Origin of the sequence: Streptomyces otsuchiensis, assembly GCF_004305975.1 — a bacterium.
Classification (GTDB): domain Bacteria; phylum Actinomycetota; class Actinomycetes; order Streptomycetales; family Streptomycetaceae; genus Streptomyces; species Streptomyces otsuchiensis.
In genome coordinates, this window is the sequence record NZ_BHZI01000035.1 from 1 (window position 1) to 14,649 (window position 14,649).

The window sequence follows — 14,649 nt, forward strand, 5'->3', positions numbered from 1 at the left end:
GTGGGGCGGACCGGACGACCGAGGGGCGGACCGGACTCGCGTCCGGACCGCCCCTCACTTACGGCACCCGCACGGCCGTGACACCAGTCTGCGATGTCCGCATATCGGCCGGGCGTCCGGCGAGTTGCCTGCGTGTTAACCACCCGGACTCTCCGTTGTCATGATTTCCCCGACATGGCGGACGGCGGCTCGCGTGCGCCCCACGTCTGCTCCGATGCACCGACCTGTGCGGCCTCACGGACAGTTAGGATCCACCGCGCAGGGTGGGTAGGACTCAGGTAGTCGTCACCCCCGTGCCGCTCACCCCTGTCCGCTCGCTGTATCGGAGGTACACCGTGGCCCTGTCGGTCTCCGCGGTGCTGCTGCTCGCGATCCTGGTCTTCATCCTCATCAAGAAGGCCGGGATGAAGACACTGCACGCCGTGGTCTGCGTCCTCTTCGGGTTCTACCTCGCCAACACCAACATCGCTCCCACCATCAGCGAGGTCACCGCCAGCGTCGGAGGCATGATCAACAACCTCAGTTTCTGACGCCCCGCCCCCGCGTCCCCCGCGAGGGCTCACCGGCTCCGGACCGGTCAGGACCCGGCCGTTAAGCTCACCCCATGAGCCACGGCCCCCCCGGCGTCCTGCTGGTGCACGCGCACCCCGACGACGAGTCGATCAACAACGGTGTCACCATGGCCGCCTGCGTCGAGCTGGGCGTCCCCGTGACGCTGGTGACCTGTACCAGGGGCGAGGAAGGCGAGGTCATTCCCGCCTCCCTCGCCGCACTGGCCGCCGAGCACGAGGACCGGCTCGGGCCCTACCGGGCCGGGGAGCTGGCGGCGGCCATGGCCGAACTCGGAGTCGGCGACCACCGTTTCCTCACCGTGGGCCGCGACGGCCGCACGCCGCGCGACTCCGGGATGATGGGCCTCGCGCAGAACGGACACCCCGACGCCTTCTGGGGAGTGGACGTCGACCGCGCCGCCGCCTCGCTGGCAGCCGTCATCCGTGAGGTCCGCCCGGCGACCCTGATCACCTACGACCCGGACGGCGGCTACGGCCACCCCGACCACATCCAGGCACACCGGGTCGCCACCCGTGCCGCCGAACTGGCCGCCGCCGAGGGGCTGCTCGGGGACGGGAGCGAGGACGCCGCGGCCGCGCCCCCGCACCGGGTCGCCCGGGTGCTGTGGAACAGCGTGCCGCGCTCGCTCGCCGAGGCGGAACTGGCGCGGCTGCGTACCGACGGCCCGGCCTCGTCGGCCGGGGTCGCGACGCTCGCCGACATCCCCGGTGTGGTCGACGACGACCGCGTCACCTGGCGGGTGGTCGGAAGCGACCGGCAGATCGCCGCCAAGGCGGCCGCGATGAGCGCCCACCACACCCAGGTCGAGCTGCCGCCGGCCGAAGCCGGCTCGGTACGCCGGGAGTTCGTCCTCTCCAACAACCTGGTCCAGCCGCTGTGGGGCACGGAGTGGTACCGGCTCGCCGACGGTGAGCCGTTCGGCGCCGACGACGCCGGGCCGTTCCTTCCCGTGGCGTCGCAGGACGCCGCCGCCGACGACGGCCCGCCCGGCCCGGGGGCCACCCGATGAGCGCCGGGGCGGTACCGCCCGGCGCCACCGCCGTGCGCGCCGAGCGGGGAGGGGGGCCCGGCCGGATCGGCCGGGCCGTCGCCTACCCGGTGCTCGGGCTCCTGGGCGTACTGGTCGCGGCGGCCGGGTCGTTGGTGCAGTCGGCGTGGTTCCCGCTGGGGCTGCTGCTGGCCGTCGGCGGCGCGGTCGGACTCTTCTGGGGCGGTGCCCTCGCGACCCGGAGCAAGCTGGGCTCCCTGGTGCCCGCCGGTCTGTGGGCGGTCACCGTGCTGCTCCTGACCGCCACCCGGCCGCAGGGCGACTTCGTCTTCGGTGCCGAGGCGTCGAGTTACCTGTTCCTCTTCGGCGGCATGGCCGCCGCCGGACTGTGTGTCGCGCTCGCACCCGCGGAACGCCCGCTGTTCGACCCCACCCGGGGTCTCGGGGCGGGCGGAAGGGGCAAAGCCCCCCAAAAGAAGGGCTGAACACCCGCGCGGGCACTGTCCTTACCCGTCGAACGTCCCTGCCAATCCCACCGGCTGCGGTTACCACAGCGCGCATCCCAGTATGGTGGGGCTCGCCGTTCGTTCCCCGGCATCGGACCGGCCGGTGAAGCCAATCGGGAGATCCTGCCTTGAGTCGTGAAAAAGACAGCTCGACCCCCTCGTTCGGGGGACGGGAGCCGTACGGAGAGCGTCCCCCTCAGGGTGCGGCCGAAGGAGCGGGTGCCGCGGCGCCCGAGCAGAAGAAGACCGAGACCACGATGACGACGCGCATCCGGATCAACATCCCGGGTTCCCGTCCGATTCCCCCGGTGGTCATGCGTGAACCGGTCCAGCAGGACGAGGCGCCCGGCGCCTCCCCGGCACCGCCGAAGCAACCGGGCGCGCCCGCCGCCGAGTCCGCGACGTCGCAGGGCGGACCGGGCACGGCGGAGCGCGACGCCGGGAAGAAGCCCAGCTCCTGGTTCGAGCCGCGCAAGCCGCTCCAGCCCGGGGCCACGCCGCCCGGTGGCGTCCCGCTGCAGGACACCCCGGCGGAGGGCGTGCCCCGCGCGGACACCCCGGCCGGCGGGACGCCGCGCGCCGACACCCCGCCCGGCGGGGTGCCGCCGCTGCCCAAGCGCGACGTGGGCGGGGGGCCCAGCACCGCGAGTTCGCCGGTCTTCGGCGGACGCGGGCCGGCCGGTCCCACCTCCGGACCGGCCACCGGTGACATGCCGCTGCCGCCGTCGACCGGGCGTCCGCCCGGCACGTCGATGCCGATGGCACCCGGCGCGCCCCAGGACATCGGCAACACCACGATGGACCTCGGCGGGCCGCTGCCGCGCAGCGGCAACGCCGAGGCGGCGGACCGCTGGGTCCGCGAGTCGCAGGCCGGCCCGCCCGGCGGTGGCCAGGTCGGTCCGGCCGGATCGCCCGTCCTCACCGATCCGTTCCCGCCCAGCGGCCGTCAGCCCGCCGGAGGCCCGTTCGGCGGTGCCGCCACGCCGCCCCCCGGGCCCGGCCCGAGGGACGAGGACGACACCCCGGCTCCGGCCGCCGCGCGACCGGCCCCGGCCAAGAAGAAGAAGTCGAAGGTCAAGCTCGCCGTGGTCGCGCTGGGCGGCGTCCTGGCGCTGGCCTACGGCGCCGGGTTGCTGCTGAACCAGCACGAGGTACCCACCGGTACCACCGTCCTCGGCAACGACATCGGCGGCGGCAGCACCCAGCAGGCGATCGCCAAGCTGGACACCGCGCTCGCCGAGCCCGCCCAGGCCGACATGACGCTGGTCGTCGGCGGCGGCGAGGTCCCGCTCAAGCCGAGCGTGGCCGGGCTGTCCATCGACACCGAGGCCACCGTCCGGGGAGCCAGCGGCACCGACTACAACCCGGTCTCGGTGATCGGTTCGCTGTTCGGCGGTTCCCGCGAGGTGGAGCCCGTCTACTCCGTCGACGAGGAGAAGCTGACAGCCGCGCTGGCCGACCTGGCCGGCGACTTCGGCGGTGCCCCGACCGACGGCTCGGTCTCCCTGGCCGGCGGCGTGCCCGAGGCCGTCTACGGCGAGCCGGGCGCCGGCGTGGACGTCGAGTCCGCGGCGCCCGCCGTCCAGGAGGCGTTCCGTCAGCGCGCGGTCAGCGGCGACAACGTGCCGGTCGAGCTGGAGACCACCACGGTCGACCCGGCGATCGACGACGCGGAGGTCGACCGGGCCATGGCCGAGTTCGCGGAGCCGGCGATGTCGGGCACCGTGACCGTCGCGGCGGCACCGGGCGGCGCCGCCATCCAGTTCAGCCCGGAGAACTCGCTGCACCGGTTCATCTCCATGGAGGCGGTCGACGGCAAGCTGGTCGACCGCTACGACCTGGAGGAGCTGGAGACCCTGTACGGCGGCACGTTCGTCGGGGTTCAGGTCACCCGCGGGGACGGCAGCGTCACGGCGGTGACCCCGGAGGACGTGGTCGGCGCGCTGCGGCAGGCGCTGCTGGAGACCGAGCCCGAGCAGCGGATCGGTTACCTCGACCTCGGCTGAGGCCGGCCCCGGTGCCTACGGCACCCGCGCGTGACTCCGGCCGTGGTGGCCCCGCCACCACGGCCGGAGCGCTGTCCGGGGCCGTGGTGGCCCCGGCGGTGGCCCCGTCAGCCGAGTGGTGCGCGGCGGTAGTGGTAGTGGTGGTGGTCGGTGAAGCCGAGCCGGGCGTACAGGGCGTGGGCCGGCGCGTTGTCCCGCTCCACCTGGAGGTGGGCGAACGAGGCGCCCTCCGCCAGCGCGGCGCGCGCCAGTTCGGCCATCACGGCGCGGGCCAGGCCCTGTCGCCGCTGATCCGGCGCCACCTCGATGGCGGCGAAGCCGGCCCAGCGTCCGTCGACGACGCAGCGGCCCACCGCGGCCGGCCGCTCGTTCCGCTGGGGCTCCGGGCCGCCCCCGGCGGGTGTGTCCCCGGCGGGAGCATCCGCCGAGGGCGCTGCCACGGTCGCGAACCGCACGGACGGCCCGGCGGGCAGCAGCAGCCGGGCCGCCGCCTCGTCGCGGTGGGCGTTGGGGTAGCCGCGCAGCCACCGGTCGGTCAGCTCCCGGCCCAGTTCCACGCGGGGGTCCGGGGGGCGGTCGGCGAGTGGCGCGAGTGGGGCGACCTTCACCACGGCGGGCTTCTCGGCGCGCCAGCCCAGCCCTTCGAGCCGTTCGGCCAGCAGCTCCCGGCCGCCCGCCCCGCCGGTGGGCACATGGATCAGCGCGGGCAGGCCGCGCGCCGCGTACCAGGCGACGATCCGCTCCAGGTCGGAGTCGGGCAGGTCGTCTGTGCCGTCTCTGCCGTCTGTTCCGTTGGCCCCGTCCGGCACCGCGCAGTTGGCGCGGTTGGTCCAGCCTCCGCCTGCGCGGCACAGCCAGCCGCCGATCCGTTCGCTCTCCCGCGCCGGCCAGGCGCGGGCGGCGGCGCGGGTGAGTTCGGCGACGCCGGCCGCCGGGGTCCCCGGGCGGCGCGCGGGCGCCGACGGCACCACCTTGGCCGCGACCAGCGCCGACTCGGCCAGCGCGACGGGGGTGCCGTCCCGGCGGGTGACGGTCAGGGCGCCGTCCTTCCAGGCCGTCAGCACGCCCACGGTGTCGGTGAACCGCGCGCCGGAACCCGGCTCGGTGCGGGTCCGCACGGACACTCGGCGGCCCACGTCGCCCGGTGTGATCCGGACCTCCAGGCGTACGCCCAAGGTGAACTCCACCGTCTTGTCCGCCCCTCGTGTTCGTGTTGGTTCCGGGACCCGCGATACTAGGTGGTGAGCATCGACCGCGCTCCCGCGCGCCACAATGGCGGAGCCGCTCCGGACCGCCGTCCCGAATGAGGAGGAACGACAGCGTGACCTACGTCATCGCGGAGCCTTGTGTCGACCTTAAGGACAAGGCCTGCATCGAGGAGTGCCCCGTAGACTGCATCTACGAGGGTGAGCGGATGCTCTACATCCACCCCGATGAGTGCGTGGACTGTGGCGCCTGCGAGCCGGTCTGCCCGGTTGAGGCGATCTTCTACGAGGACGACACTCCCGAGGAGTGGAAGGACTACTACAAGGCCAACGTCGAGTTCTTCGACGAGCTGGGTTCGCCCGGCGGGGCCAGCAAGCTCGGCCTGATCGAGCGTGACCACGCGTTCGTCGCGGCGCTGCCTCCGCAGAGCCACGACGAGTAGAAGCCGCCTTCCAGCGGTCTGCGGCGGTTGCGCCCGCCCTCCCGGTCCCGTACGGCGACGCCGTGCGGGACCGAGGTGTCGGTGGGGTCTTCCGCGCCGGGGCCGTATCGTCGTCGCCGGACCGCCTGTGGCCGTCCGGAGGGGCGGCACCCGTGCCGGGCGACGCCTCCGGCACCCGCACCAGAGAGTGAGCAACCCCGTTGAGCCAGCCCGTCTCCCCGCTCTCCGCCCGCCTGCCCGTCTTCCCCTGGGACCGGCTGGAGCCGTACCAGGCGACGGCGCGGGCACACCCCGACGGGGTGGTCGACCTGTCGGTCGGAACCCCGGTCGACCCGGTTCCGGCGCTGGTCCAGCGAGCGCTGGCCGACGCCGCCGACCGGCCCGGCTATCCGACCGTGTGGGGCACCCCGGCGCTGCGTGACGCCATCACCGGCTGGTGCGAGCGGCGGCTGGGCGCGCCGGCGGTGGGACACACCGAGGTGCTGCCGGTCGTCGGCTCCAAGGAGCTGGTGGCGTGGCTGCCGACCCAGCTGGGGCTCGGTCCCGGCGACCGGGTGGCGTGTCCGCGGCTGGCGTACCCGACCTACGAGGTCGGCGCGCGGCTGGCCGGCGCGGAGCCGGTCCTCTACGACGACGTCACCGAGCTGGACCCGGCCGGGCTGCGCCTGCTGTGGCTGAACTCCCCGGGCAACCCGACCGGCCGGGTGCTCCCGGCCGAGCGGCTGCGGGAGGCGGTCGCCTGGGCGCGCGAGCACGGCGTGCTGGTCTTCAGCGACGAGTGCTATCTGGAGCTGGGCTGGGAGGCCGAGCCGGTCTCCGTGCTGCACCCGGACGTCTGCGGCGGCAGCCGGGAGGGCGTGGTCTCGGTGCACTCGCTGTCCAAGCGCTCCAACCTCGCGGGCTACCGGGCGGCGTTCCTCGCCGGTGACGCCGGAGTCCTCGGCGAGCTGCTGAAGATCCGCAAGCACGGCGGGATGATGATGCCCGCGCCGGTGCAGGAGGCGATGGCGGTGGCGCTCGGCGACGACACCCATGTCGCGGAGCAGCGCGAACGGTACGCGGCACGGCGCACGGCGCTGCGCGCGGCGCTGGTCGGGCGGGGCTTCCGCATCGAGCACAGCGAGGCGTCGCTCTACCTGTGGGCGACGCGCGACGAGCCGTGCTGGGAGACGGTCGCGGAACTGAGCAAGCTCGGAGTGCTGGTGGCGCCGGGCGACTTCTACGGAACCGCGGGCGAGCGGTTCGTGCGGGTGGCGCTGACGGCCACCGACGAGCGGGTCGCCGAGGCGGTCCGCCGGCTGGGCTGACCGGGAGCGGCGGACGACACGGACGGAGCCCGGGGACCGCGACCAGCGGTCCCCGGGCTCCGTCGTGCCGTGTCGCCGCCGGGCCGGGCCGGCGGCAGGTGGTGCCGGGTCAGCCGAAGACGCCGATACCCGGGACGCCGAGGGGCGGCAGCGGGGCGTTGTAGCCCGGGATGCCCTCGGGCATGTCGCCGCCGGAGAGCTGGTGGGACGCCTCGTCGACGAGGGTGCCCGCGCCCTCGGAGACCTTGCCGACCGGGTCCTGGACGATCGGGGAGGCGACGTGGCTGAGCGTACCGACGACCTTGCCGGTGGTCGGAACGGCCTGCTTGACGGCCTCGCCACCGAGGGCGCCCGCCACCTCGGTGGTGTGCTGTGCGGCCCCTTCCACCGTGCCGCCGAGGTCGGTGTCCACGCCGCTCAGCCCGCCCAGGTCGGAGGTCGGGGGCAGCGAGAGCGCGCTGGCGGAACCGGCGGTGGCGACGACCGGCGCTGCCCCCGCGGCGAGCACGAGCGCGACCTTGGCCATACGGCGCTTGAGGGGGTTGGACATGATGCTCCTTAGCGACAGTGTTGCTGCGTGAGGCGGCCCGGCGCGACCGGTTCGACCCGGTCGCGGCCGTTGACGGCCGGACGCCATGCCTATCGTGGGAGAGCGGGCAGAGGTTGCGGCCCAGAAGGTAAAGGGTTGGCAATGCGTCGCATTATCGACCGCGTCTGTCAAAGCGCGGCGCGGAATTGACGCTCAGGGGAGTGAATAGGCATACCGGAAAGGTGCGTTGCGTCTTCCGTACGGGAACTCAGATACGGGAACTCAGATACGGGAAGTCCGGTGCTCGAACCCGGAGTGACCACGCCCGCGCCGCGCGACCGGCTCACTCCGACACGGTCAGCAGGACCTCGCCGGAAGCCGCCCCGTCCGCGTCCTCGTCCCCGGTCTCCGTCCAGCCGTCCCCGGCGCGCTCCGCGCTCCACACCCGCCCGTCGAACTCGATGCGGGAGATGCCCAGTTCCAGCGCGTGCGTCACCGCCCAGTGGGAGACCTCCCAGCCGCGTGGTGCGTCGGCGCCCTCCGGTACCGCGACCCGTACCGATGTCCCGTCGACCCGCGGCTCCACCGTGCCGACGAAGTCGTACGCCAACTCCTCGGCGACCAGGTCCGGTTCGCCCGGTATCAGCTCGCTGCTGCCCGGCGTGCAGCTGATCGCCGCCGCCTCCCGGCCGGTCAGCGCGGCCGCCAGCAGCGTCGCCTCCGGCTCGTGCTTGGCGTACTCGTCGGGGAAGGCGCTGCGCTGCACCTCCTGCGCCGCCACCGTCAGCGGCAGCTCCAGATAGTCCGGAACCTGCACGAGGATGTCGTAGAACTCGCCGGAGGAGTAGACCGGGTCCATTATCTCGGCCTCGGTGCCCCAGCCCATCGACGGCCGCTGCTGGAACAGGCCCAGCGAATCGCGGTCGCCGTAGTCGATATTGAACAGACTCGACTCCTGCATCGCGGTCGCCACGGCTATCACCGTCGCCCGCTCCGGCAGCTCCCGCACCGAGCCGACCGCCACGATCGTCGCCGCGTTGGCCGCCTGCGCCGGCTTCAGCCGGTACGGCCCGCCGTCCTCCCCGCCGTCCCGGACACCGTCACGGTCCGCGACCGTGCAGTGCGGCGGGCGAGGCGTGCCCGACTCGTAGTGGATCACCGCGTAGGTGGCGAGTCCCGCCAGGACAGTCGTGGCCACGGCCGCGCGTATCAGGCGGCGGCGCCACGGGCGCCCTGCGGAGTCGGGGGGCTTGGACACGCGACATACGGTAACCGCTCACGGCGGCGGTGACGGCTGCGGGTAGCCTCGGGCCATGCAGCGACCCGCCCTCGACCTCAGCCTCGACGCCGCCGCCCTCACCGGGCGGCTGGTGGACATCCCCTCCGTCAGCGGCTCCGAGGAGCAGCTCGCCGACGCCGTCGAGCACGCGCTGCGCGGGCTCGCGCACCTGCGCGTCGACCGGTACGGCAACAACGTCGTCGCGCGCACCGACCTCGGCCGCGCCGAACGCGTGGTGCTCGCCGGGCACCTCGACACCGTGCCCATCGCCGACAACGTCCCCTCCCGGCTCGACGACGACGGCGTGCTGTGGGGCTGCGGGACCAGCGACATGAAGTCCGGCGTCGCCGTCCAGCTGCGGATCGCCGCCACCGTGCCCGAGCCCAACCGCGACCTCACCTTCGTCTTCTACGACAACGAGGAGGTCGAGGCCGAGCGCAACGGGCTCGGGCTGCTGGCCGCCGCCCACCCCGACTGGCTCGCCGGCGACTTCGCTGTGGTCCTCGAACCCTCCAGCGGCGAGGTCGAGGGCGGCTGCCAGGGCACCCTGCGGATGGTGCTGCGCACCGAGGGCGTGCGCGCCCACTCCGCCCGCAGCTGGATGGGCGAGAACGCCGTGCACGGCGCCGCGCCCGTCCTCGCCCGGCTCGCCGCCTACGAGCCCCGCCGCCCGGTCATCGACGGCCTGGAGTACCACGAGGGGCTCAACGCCGTCCGGATCGAGGGAGGGGTCGCCGGCAACGTCATCCCGGACGTCTGCCTGATCGCGGTCAACTACCGCTACGCCCCGGACCTGGACGAGGCGGCGGCGATCGCCCACGTCCACGAGGTCTTCGCCGGCTGCGGCGTCGCCGAGTTCACCGTCGAGGACCACTCGCCCGGCGCGCTGCCCGGCCTCAACCACCCCGCCGCCAAGGCGTTCATGAGCGCCGTCGGCGGTGAGGCCCGGCCCAAGTTCGGCTGGACCGACGTCTCCCGGTTCAGCGCCCTGGGCGTCCCCGCCGTGAACTACGGCCCCGGGGAGCCCACTCTCGCCCACAAGCGGGACGAGCGGGTCGAGACCGCCCGCATCCTGCACTGCGAGGAGCGGCTGCGCGCCTGGCTCGCCGGCTGATCCGCCCGGCGAGGCGGGCCCCGGCCACGTGTGTGGCGGGCCGACGCCCTTCCCCCCCCGCCACGACCACCCGCGTTCATGCCCGGGCCACGCCCGGAACCGTAGGGTGAGGCAACCGGCCCGACACGCGGCCCCGAACAAGCGCGGGCGCGCCGGGCCGGACCGGCCGGGGCCCACGGGCCCGGCCACACCGGCAGCACCCGGCGCGGTGGCGGCGTCAGCCCGACGGCCCCCGCGGGGCCTCCCACGGCCCGCCGCCCGGCGCCGGTACGACGTGGCGGAAGGAGTCGCGATGACGGACAGGGACACCGAACGGAACCGGGCCGAGGCGCCCGACGAGGACGGCCAGGGCTTCTGGCGCCCGGAGGGCAGGCAGGAACAGGTCCTCGGCCCGGTGGTGCGCCGCCGGGACCAGGTGGTGCCGGGCACCACCGACCAGCGGCTGCTGGACACCCGCGGCCCCTCCGACTGGGTCCACGGCGACCCCTGGCGGGTGCTCCGCATCCAGTCCGAGTTCGTGGAGGGCTTCGGCGCGCTCGCCGAACTCGGCCCCGCGATCAGCGTCTTCGGCTCCGCGCGCACCCCGGTCGGCTCGCCCGAGTACGAGACGGGGCTGCGGCTGGGCCGCGCCCTGGTCGAGGCGGGCTACGCCGTCATCACCGGCGGCGGGCCGGGCGTGATGGAGGCGGCCAACCGGGGCGCCAGCGAGGCCGACGGGGTCTCGGTCGGCCTCGGTATCGAGCTGCCCTTCGAGCAGGGGCTGAACGAGTACGTGAACATCGGGGTCAACTTCCGGTACTTCTTCGTGCGGAAGACGATGTTCGTGAAGTACGCGCAGGGCTTCGTGGTGCTGCCCGGTGGCTTCGGCACCCTGGACGAGCTGTTCGAGGCGCTGACCCTGGTGCAGACCGGGAAGGTCACCCGGTTCCCGATCGTCCTCTTCGGCACCGCGTACTGGTCGGGGCTGGCCACCTGGCTGCGCGAGACCATGATCGCGCAGGGCAAGGCGTCCCCGCACGACGAGCAGCTCTTCCACCTCACCGACGACGTCGACGAGGCGATCGAGCTGGTCACCAAGGAGATCGCCGAGGGCTGACCCGGCCGAGCGCCGGCCGGCACCGGGTGCGGGGAGGTGTCCCGCCGGGACCGGGGCCGGCCGCGCGGGGCGCCGGTCGACACGGGCGGGCGCCGCCGCCCGCGGCCGGGCGCGGGGAGCGCCCGGTCAGGCCAGGCCCCGGCGGGCCACGGCCGGCTCGGCGTGACCGGCGATCGCGGCGACCATCCGCAGCACCTGCGCGGTCTCCGCGACCTCGTGCACCCGGTACACCTGGGCCCCCAGCCACGCCGAGACCGCCGTCGTCGCCAGCGTCCCCACCAGCCGCTCCTTCAGCGGCACGTCCAGGGTTTCGCCCACGAAGTCCTTGTTGGAGAGGGAGACCAGCACCGGCCAGCCGGTGGCGGTCATCTCCGGCAGCCGCCGGGTGGCCTCCAGCGAGTGCCGGGTGTTCTTCCCGAAGTCGTGTCCGGGGTCGATCAGCACCGACTCGCGTGGCACGCCCAGCTCCACCGCCCGCTCGGCCAGCCCGACGGTGACCCGCAGGATGTCGGCCATGACGTCCGGGTACTCCACCCGGTGCGGCCGGGTACGCGGCCGGGCACCGCCCGCGTGGGTGCAGACCAGGCCGGCGCCGTACCGGGCCGCGACCTCCGCCAGCAGCGGATCGACCCCGCCCCAGGCGTCGTTGAGCAGATCGGCCCCCACCTCGCAGACGGCCTCGCCCACCTCGTGCCGCCAGGTGTCCACACTGATCACCACCGACGGATGGCGTCGCCTGACCTCGGCGACGAAGCCGACGGTCCGCCGGATCTCCTCCTGCGCGTCCACCTCCTCACCGGGGCCGGCCTTCACCCCGCCGATGTCGATGATCGCGGCGCCCTCGTCGACGGCCTGCCCCACCCGCGCCAGCGCCGGTTCGTCGAGGAAGGTGGCGCCCCGGTCGTAGAAGGAGTCCGGCGTCCGGTTGACGATCGCCATGATCACCGGCTCGTCGGGGGCGAATTCACGGGTACCCAGTCGCAGCATGCTGCGAGAATACGGCCGGAGCCGGGGAGCCCCGGAGGTGACCAGCGACAGGAGGACCGGCCGTGTTCGTGTGGCTGATGGTGGCGATGGTGGTCGTGGTCGGAGGCGTGACGCTGGCCGTCCTCGGCAGCGGCGACGGTTCCGGCGGCCCCGCCTCCGGCGGGCTGCCCGAGGCGGAGCCCGACCGGCTGGACGACCCGCTGCCACTGGACCGCCCGCTCGCCCCGGCCGATGTCATAGCGCTCCGGCTGCCGACCGGGGCGCGCGGCTACCGGATGACCGAGGTCGACCACGTCCTGGACCGGCTCACCGCCGAGCTGGCCGAACGCGACGCCCGCATCACCGACCTGGAGAACGCGCTGTCCGCCGCCCAGGCGCTGGCCATCCGCAACGACACGGCGCCCCCGCCCGCCGCCCCCGGCGGCCCGCGCGACTGAACCGCGGGCCCGGGCCGGCTACCTGCCCTCGAACGCAGGCCTCTCCTTGGCGACGAAGGACGCGACCGCGCCGTGGTGGTCGGCCGAAGCGCCGGCCCGGAGCTGGAGTTCCGCCTCCCGCTCCAGCGTCTCCGCCAGCGAGTGCGACGCACCGAAGGCCAGCGACTCCTTGATCGCCGCGTAGGCCACCGTCGGCCCCTGGGCCAGCGTCCGGGCCACCTCCCGCGCCACGGCCGGCAGCTCCGCGTCGGGTACCACCCGCTGCGCGATGCCCAGCCGCTCCGCCTCCGCCGCGTCGACCCGACGCGGGAAGAGCAGCAGCTCGGCGGCCCGCCCCGGCCCGACCACCCGCGGCAGCGTCCACGACAGGCCCGAGTCGGCGCTGAGCCCGATCCCGGCGAAGGCCGTGTTGAACGACGCGCTCTCGGCCACCACCCGGTAGTCCGCCGCCAGCGCGAAACCGAACCCGGCTCCCGCCGCCACCCCGTTGACCCCGGCCACCACCGGCTTCGGCATCCCGGCGATGGCCAGCGTCACCGGGTTGTAGTGCTCGGCGACGGTCCGCATCGAGCTGCCCGGACCGGCCGCCGCCTCGGCGTCGGTGCTCTCCCGCTCCAGCGCGCGCACGTGTTCCTTGAGGTCCTGGCCCACACAGAACGCCCGGCCCTCGCCGGTCAGCAGCACCGCCCGCACCGCGCGGTCGTCGGCCGCGGAACGCAGCGCCTCCCGCAGCGCCTCCTTGGTCGCGGTGTCGAGCGCGTTCATCGCCTCAGGGCGGTTCAGCGTGATGACGGCGAGACTCTCGGTCACTTCGTAGAGCACGGTATCGGCCATGGGCTCAGCATGGCCCACCGCCCGGTAGCCGGAAACCGGTCCGCGGATGTGACCTGCGTCAAATGGGCCGCTCCCGAAACCGGCCCCGGAAGGGCGCGCCGTCCCGCCCCGATCGTCGAATTGGCACGTTTTGCGGCCGCCGCCCCGTGGAGGAAAGCGGACTGATGTTGGTCATCAGGTCGCCGCATGCGGGATAATGAGGCCGAGGCAATCTGTTCGAGCCCGATGCGCGTGCACATCAGGGGCTCCGAACCGATGATGAGCTGGTTTCAGGAAGGGGAACGAGCATGGCGGCCATGAAGCCGCGGACGGGCGATGGTCCGCTCGAGGTGACCAAGGAGGGGCGGGGCATCATCATGCGCGTTCCGCTCGAAGGCGGCGGGCGGCTCGTCGTCGAGCTGACCCCGGACGAGGCGGTCGCGCTCGACGAGGAGCTGAAGAAGGTGTGCGGCTGACCGGCTGACAGTCGCCACCACAAGCGGTACCGCACCGCCCCGGAACGCACGGCGTTCCGGGGCGGTCGCATGTGCTTCAGTCCCGCTGTGCCCGCTGTGCCCGCTGTGCCCGCCGTGCCCGCCGTGCGCGTCAGCGGCAGGTGGCGCAGAGCAGGCCGTCGCCCACCGGCAGCAGGGCGGGAACCAGCCGTTCGCTGTCCCGCAGTGAGCGCAGCAGCTCCCGGAGGGTCAGCACGCCCTGCGACTGGGCCGCCGAGTCCACCGTGCGGCCGTCCGCGAAGACCCCGGCGAAGCAGATCACCCCGCCCGGACGCAGCAGCCGCAGCGCCTCGCCCAGGTAGTCCAGGTACTCCTCGCGGTCGCCGTCGCAGAAGACCAGGTCGTAGCCGCCGTCGGTCAGCCGGGGCAGTACGTCCAGCGCGTGGCCCGGGATCAGCCGGGCCCGGTTGGAGGCGAACCCGGCGGCGCGGAACGCCTCGCGCGCGAACTGCTGCCGCTCCGGCTCGATGTCCATGGAGGTGAGCACCCCGTCCGGGCGCATTCCCAGGAGCAGGTAGAGGCCCGAGACCCCGGTGCCCGTCCCTATCTCCACGACCGCCTTGGCGTCCGCGGTGGCCGTCAGCAGCCGCAGCGCGTCGCCGCATCCGGGGGAGACGGTGGTCAGCCCGGCCTCCCGGGAACGGTCCCGGGCCCAGGCCAGGGCCTCACCCGCGGCGGTGCCGGCGTCCGGAGCACCGTACGCCTCGGCGAACGCCCAGCTGGTGTGCCGGTTGCCGGTAATGGCACTCTCCTGTCCCCGTCCGTCGCGGCACGACTGTATCGAGTCCGCCGGGGAACCGGACGCGCGGACCGTACGTTCACCGGAGGCACGGGTCCCCTTCACGGGATGC

At 74.0% G+C, this 14,649-nt stretch carries 16 protein-coding genes; 10 read left to right on the forward strand and 6 right to left on the reverse strand.

Annotated features, from left to right (window positions below):
- Positions 1-335: 335 nt before the first annotated feature.
- From E0D90_RS05645 to E0D90_RS05660, 4 genes are all read left to right on the forward strand, one after another.
- Complete coding sequence (locus tag E0D90_RS05645) at positions 336-530, forward strand: hypothetical protein (protein WP_103504369.1); 195 nt, start codon at positions 336-338, stop codon at positions 528-530.
- Between the two features lie 74 nt (positions 531-604).
- Entirely contained in the window at positions 605-1,582 is a 978-nt protein-coding gene (gene mshB / locus E0D90_RS05650) for an N-acetyl-1-D-myo-inositol-2-amino-2-deoxy-alpha-D-glucopyranoside deacetylase (protein WP_130796836.1), read from the forward strand.
- Positions 1,579-2,046: a DUF6113 family protein gene (locus tag E0D90_RS05655; protein WP_227870015.1), complete on the forward strand. Its 468-nt coding sequence runs from the start codon at positions 1,579-1,581 to the stop codon at positions 2,044-2,046. The genes mshB and E0D90_RS05655 overlap by 4 nt, the downstream gene beginning before the upstream one ends.
- Positions 2,047-2,324: 278 nt before the next feature.
- The gene (locus E0D90_RS05660; RefSeq protein ID WP_130796837.1) at positions 2,325-4,073 is read left to right on the forward strand and encodes a peptidoglycan binding domain-containing protein; all 1,749 of its coding nucleotides are present in this window, start codon (positions 2,325-2,327) and stop codon (positions 4,071-4,073) included.
- Between the two features lie 107 nt (positions 4,074-4,180).
- Here E0D90_RS05660 and E0D90_RS05665 read toward each other — a convergent pair whose 3' ends face one another.
- Positions 4,181-5,260, reverse strand: a complete 1,080-nt coding sequence (locus tag E0D90_RS05665) for a GNAT family N-acetyltransferase (protein WP_130796838.1) — start codon at positions 5,258-5,260, stop codon at positions 4,181-4,183.
- Positions 5,261-5,394: 134 nt separating this feature from the next.
- On the opposite strand from E0D90_RS05665, the gene fdxA reads away from it, so the two are divergent.
- Both fdxA and dapC read left to right on the forward strand, forming a co-directional pair.
- Complete coding sequence (gene fdxA, locus E0D90_RS05670) at positions 5,395-5,721, forward strand: ferredoxin (protein ID WP_103500205.1); 327 nt, start codon at positions 5,395-5,397, stop codon at positions 5,719-5,721.
- A gap of 200 nt (positions 5,722-5,921) precedes the next feature.
- A complete protein-coding gene (dapC, locus tag E0D90_RS05675; protein ID WP_103500204.1) occupies positions 5,922-7,028 on the forward strand; it encodes a succinyldiaminopimelate transaminase in 1,107 nt (368 codons plus the stop codon).
- A gap of 109 nt (positions 7,029-7,137) precedes the next feature.
- On the opposite strand, the gene E0D90_RS05680 is transcribed toward dapC, so the two are convergent.
- Together E0D90_RS05680 and E0D90_RS05685 are read right to left on the reverse strand one after the other, a co-directional pair.
- Positions 7,138-7,578, reverse strand: a complete 441-nt coding sequence (locus tag E0D90_RS05680; RefSeq protein WP_130796839.1) for an ATP-binding protein — start codon at positions 7,576-7,578, stop codon at positions 7,138-7,140.
- A gap of 322 nt (positions 7,579-7,900) precedes the next feature.
- The gene (locus E0D90_RS05685) at positions 7,901-8,815 is read right to left on the reverse strand and encodes a VldE C-terminal domain-containing protein (protein WP_130796840.1); all 915 of its coding nucleotides are present in this window, start codon (positions 8,813-8,815) and stop codon (positions 7,901-7,903) included.
- Between the two features lie 55 nt (positions 8,816-8,870).
- Here E0D90_RS05685 and dapE point away from each other — a divergent pair, with 55 nt between their 5' ends.
- Positions 8,871-9,950, forward strand: coding sequence for a succinyl-diaminopimelate desuccinylase (gene dapE / locus E0D90_RS05690; RefSeq protein WP_103500201.1), 1,080 nt, complete (start codon positions 8,871-8,873; stop codon positions 9,948-9,950).
- A 292-nt stretch (positions 9,951-10,242) separates the two neighbouring features.
- Entirely contained in the window at positions 10,243-11,046 is an 804-nt protein-coding gene (locus tag E0D90_RS05695) for an LOG family protein (protein ID WP_103500200.1), read from the forward strand.
- A gap of 126 nt (positions 11,047-11,172) precedes the next feature.
- On the opposite strand, the gene folP is transcribed toward E0D90_RS05695, so the two are convergent.
- A complete protein-coding gene (gene folP / locus E0D90_RS05700) occupies positions 11,173-12,033 on the reverse strand; it encodes a dihydropteroate synthase (RefSeq protein ID WP_130796841.1) in 861 nt (286 codons plus the stop codon).
- Between the two features lie 62 nt (positions 12,034-12,095).
- Here folP and E0D90_RS05705 point away from each other — a divergent pair, with 62 nt between their 5' ends.
- Positions 12,096-12,470 carry a DivIVA domain-containing protein gene (locus E0D90_RS05705; RefSeq protein ID WP_103500876.1) on the forward strand — a complete coding sequence of 125 codons (375 nt, stop codon included), beginning with the start codon at positions 12,096-12,098 and terminating at the stop codon, positions 12,468-12,470.
- A gap of 18 nt (positions 12,471-12,488) precedes the next feature.
- Here E0D90_RS05705 and E0D90_RS05710 read toward each other — a convergent pair whose 3' ends face one another.
- Complete coding sequence (locus tag E0D90_RS05710; protein ID WP_103500877.1) at positions 12,489-13,304, reverse strand: enoyl-CoA hydratase/isomerase family protein; 816 nt, start codon at positions 13,302-13,304, stop codon at positions 12,489-12,491.
- Positions 13,305-13,591: 287 nt separating this feature from the next.
- Between E0D90_RS05710 and E0D90_RS05715 the strand changes: the two genes are divergently transcribed.
- Positions 13,592-13,759: a DUF3117 domain-containing protein gene (locus E0D90_RS05715; protein WP_103500878.1), complete on the forward strand. Its 168-nt coding sequence runs from the start codon at positions 13,592-13,594 to the stop codon at positions 13,757-13,759.
- Between the two features lie 130 nt (positions 13,760-13,889).
- Here the strand turns inward: E0D90_RS05715 and E0D90_RS05720 are convergent, their stop codons facing one another.
- Positions 13,890-14,579 carry an O-methyltransferase gene (locus E0D90_RS05720; protein ID WP_130796848.1) on the reverse strand — a complete coding sequence of 230 codons (690 nt, stop codon included), beginning with the start codon at positions 14,577-14,579 and terminating at the stop codon, positions 13,890-13,892.
- Positions 14,580-14,649: the final 70 nt, after the last annotated feature.

What these genes read in the sequence shown, in the direction of transcription:
- E0D90_RS05680 (WP_130796839.1), bottom strand. Translation starts at nt 7,578, where the DNA reads ATGTCCAACCCCCTCAAGCGCCGTATGGCCAAGGTCGCGCTCGTGCTC.
- E0D90_RS05710 (WP_103500877.1), bottom strand. Translation starts at nt 13,304, where the DNA reads ATGGCCGATACCGTGCTCTACGAAGTGACCGAGAGTCTCGCCGTCATC.
- E0D90_RS05715 (WP_103500878.1), top strand. Translation starts at nt 13,592, where the DNA reads ATGGCGGCCATGAAGCCGCGGACGGGCGATGGTCCGCTCGAGGTGACC.
- dapE (WP_103500201.1), top strand. Translation starts at nt 8,871, where the DNA reads ATGCAGCGACCCGCCCTCGACCTCAGCCTCGACGCCGCCGCCCTCACC.
- E0D90_RS05660 (WP_130796837.1), top strand. Translation starts at nt 2,325, where the DNA reads ATGACGACGCGCATCCGGATCAACATCCCGGGTTCCCGTCCGATTCCC.
- E0D90_RS05655 (WP_227870015.1), top strand. Translation starts at nt 1,579, where the DNA reads ATGAGCGCCGGGGCGGTACCGCCCGGCGCCACCGCCGTGCGCGCCGAG.
- E0D90_RS05695 (WP_103500200.1), top strand. Translation starts at nt 10,243, where the DNA reads ATGACGGACAGGGACACCGAACGGAACCGGGCCGAGGCGCCCGACGAG.
- mshB (WP_130796836.1), top strand. Translation starts at nt 605, where the DNA reads ATGAGCCACGGCCCCCCCGGCGTCCTGCTGGTGCACGCGCACCCCGAC.
- folP (WP_130796841.1), bottom strand. Translation starts at nt 12,033, where the DNA reads ATGCTGCGACTGGGTACCCGTGAATTCGCCCCCGACGAGCCGGTGATC.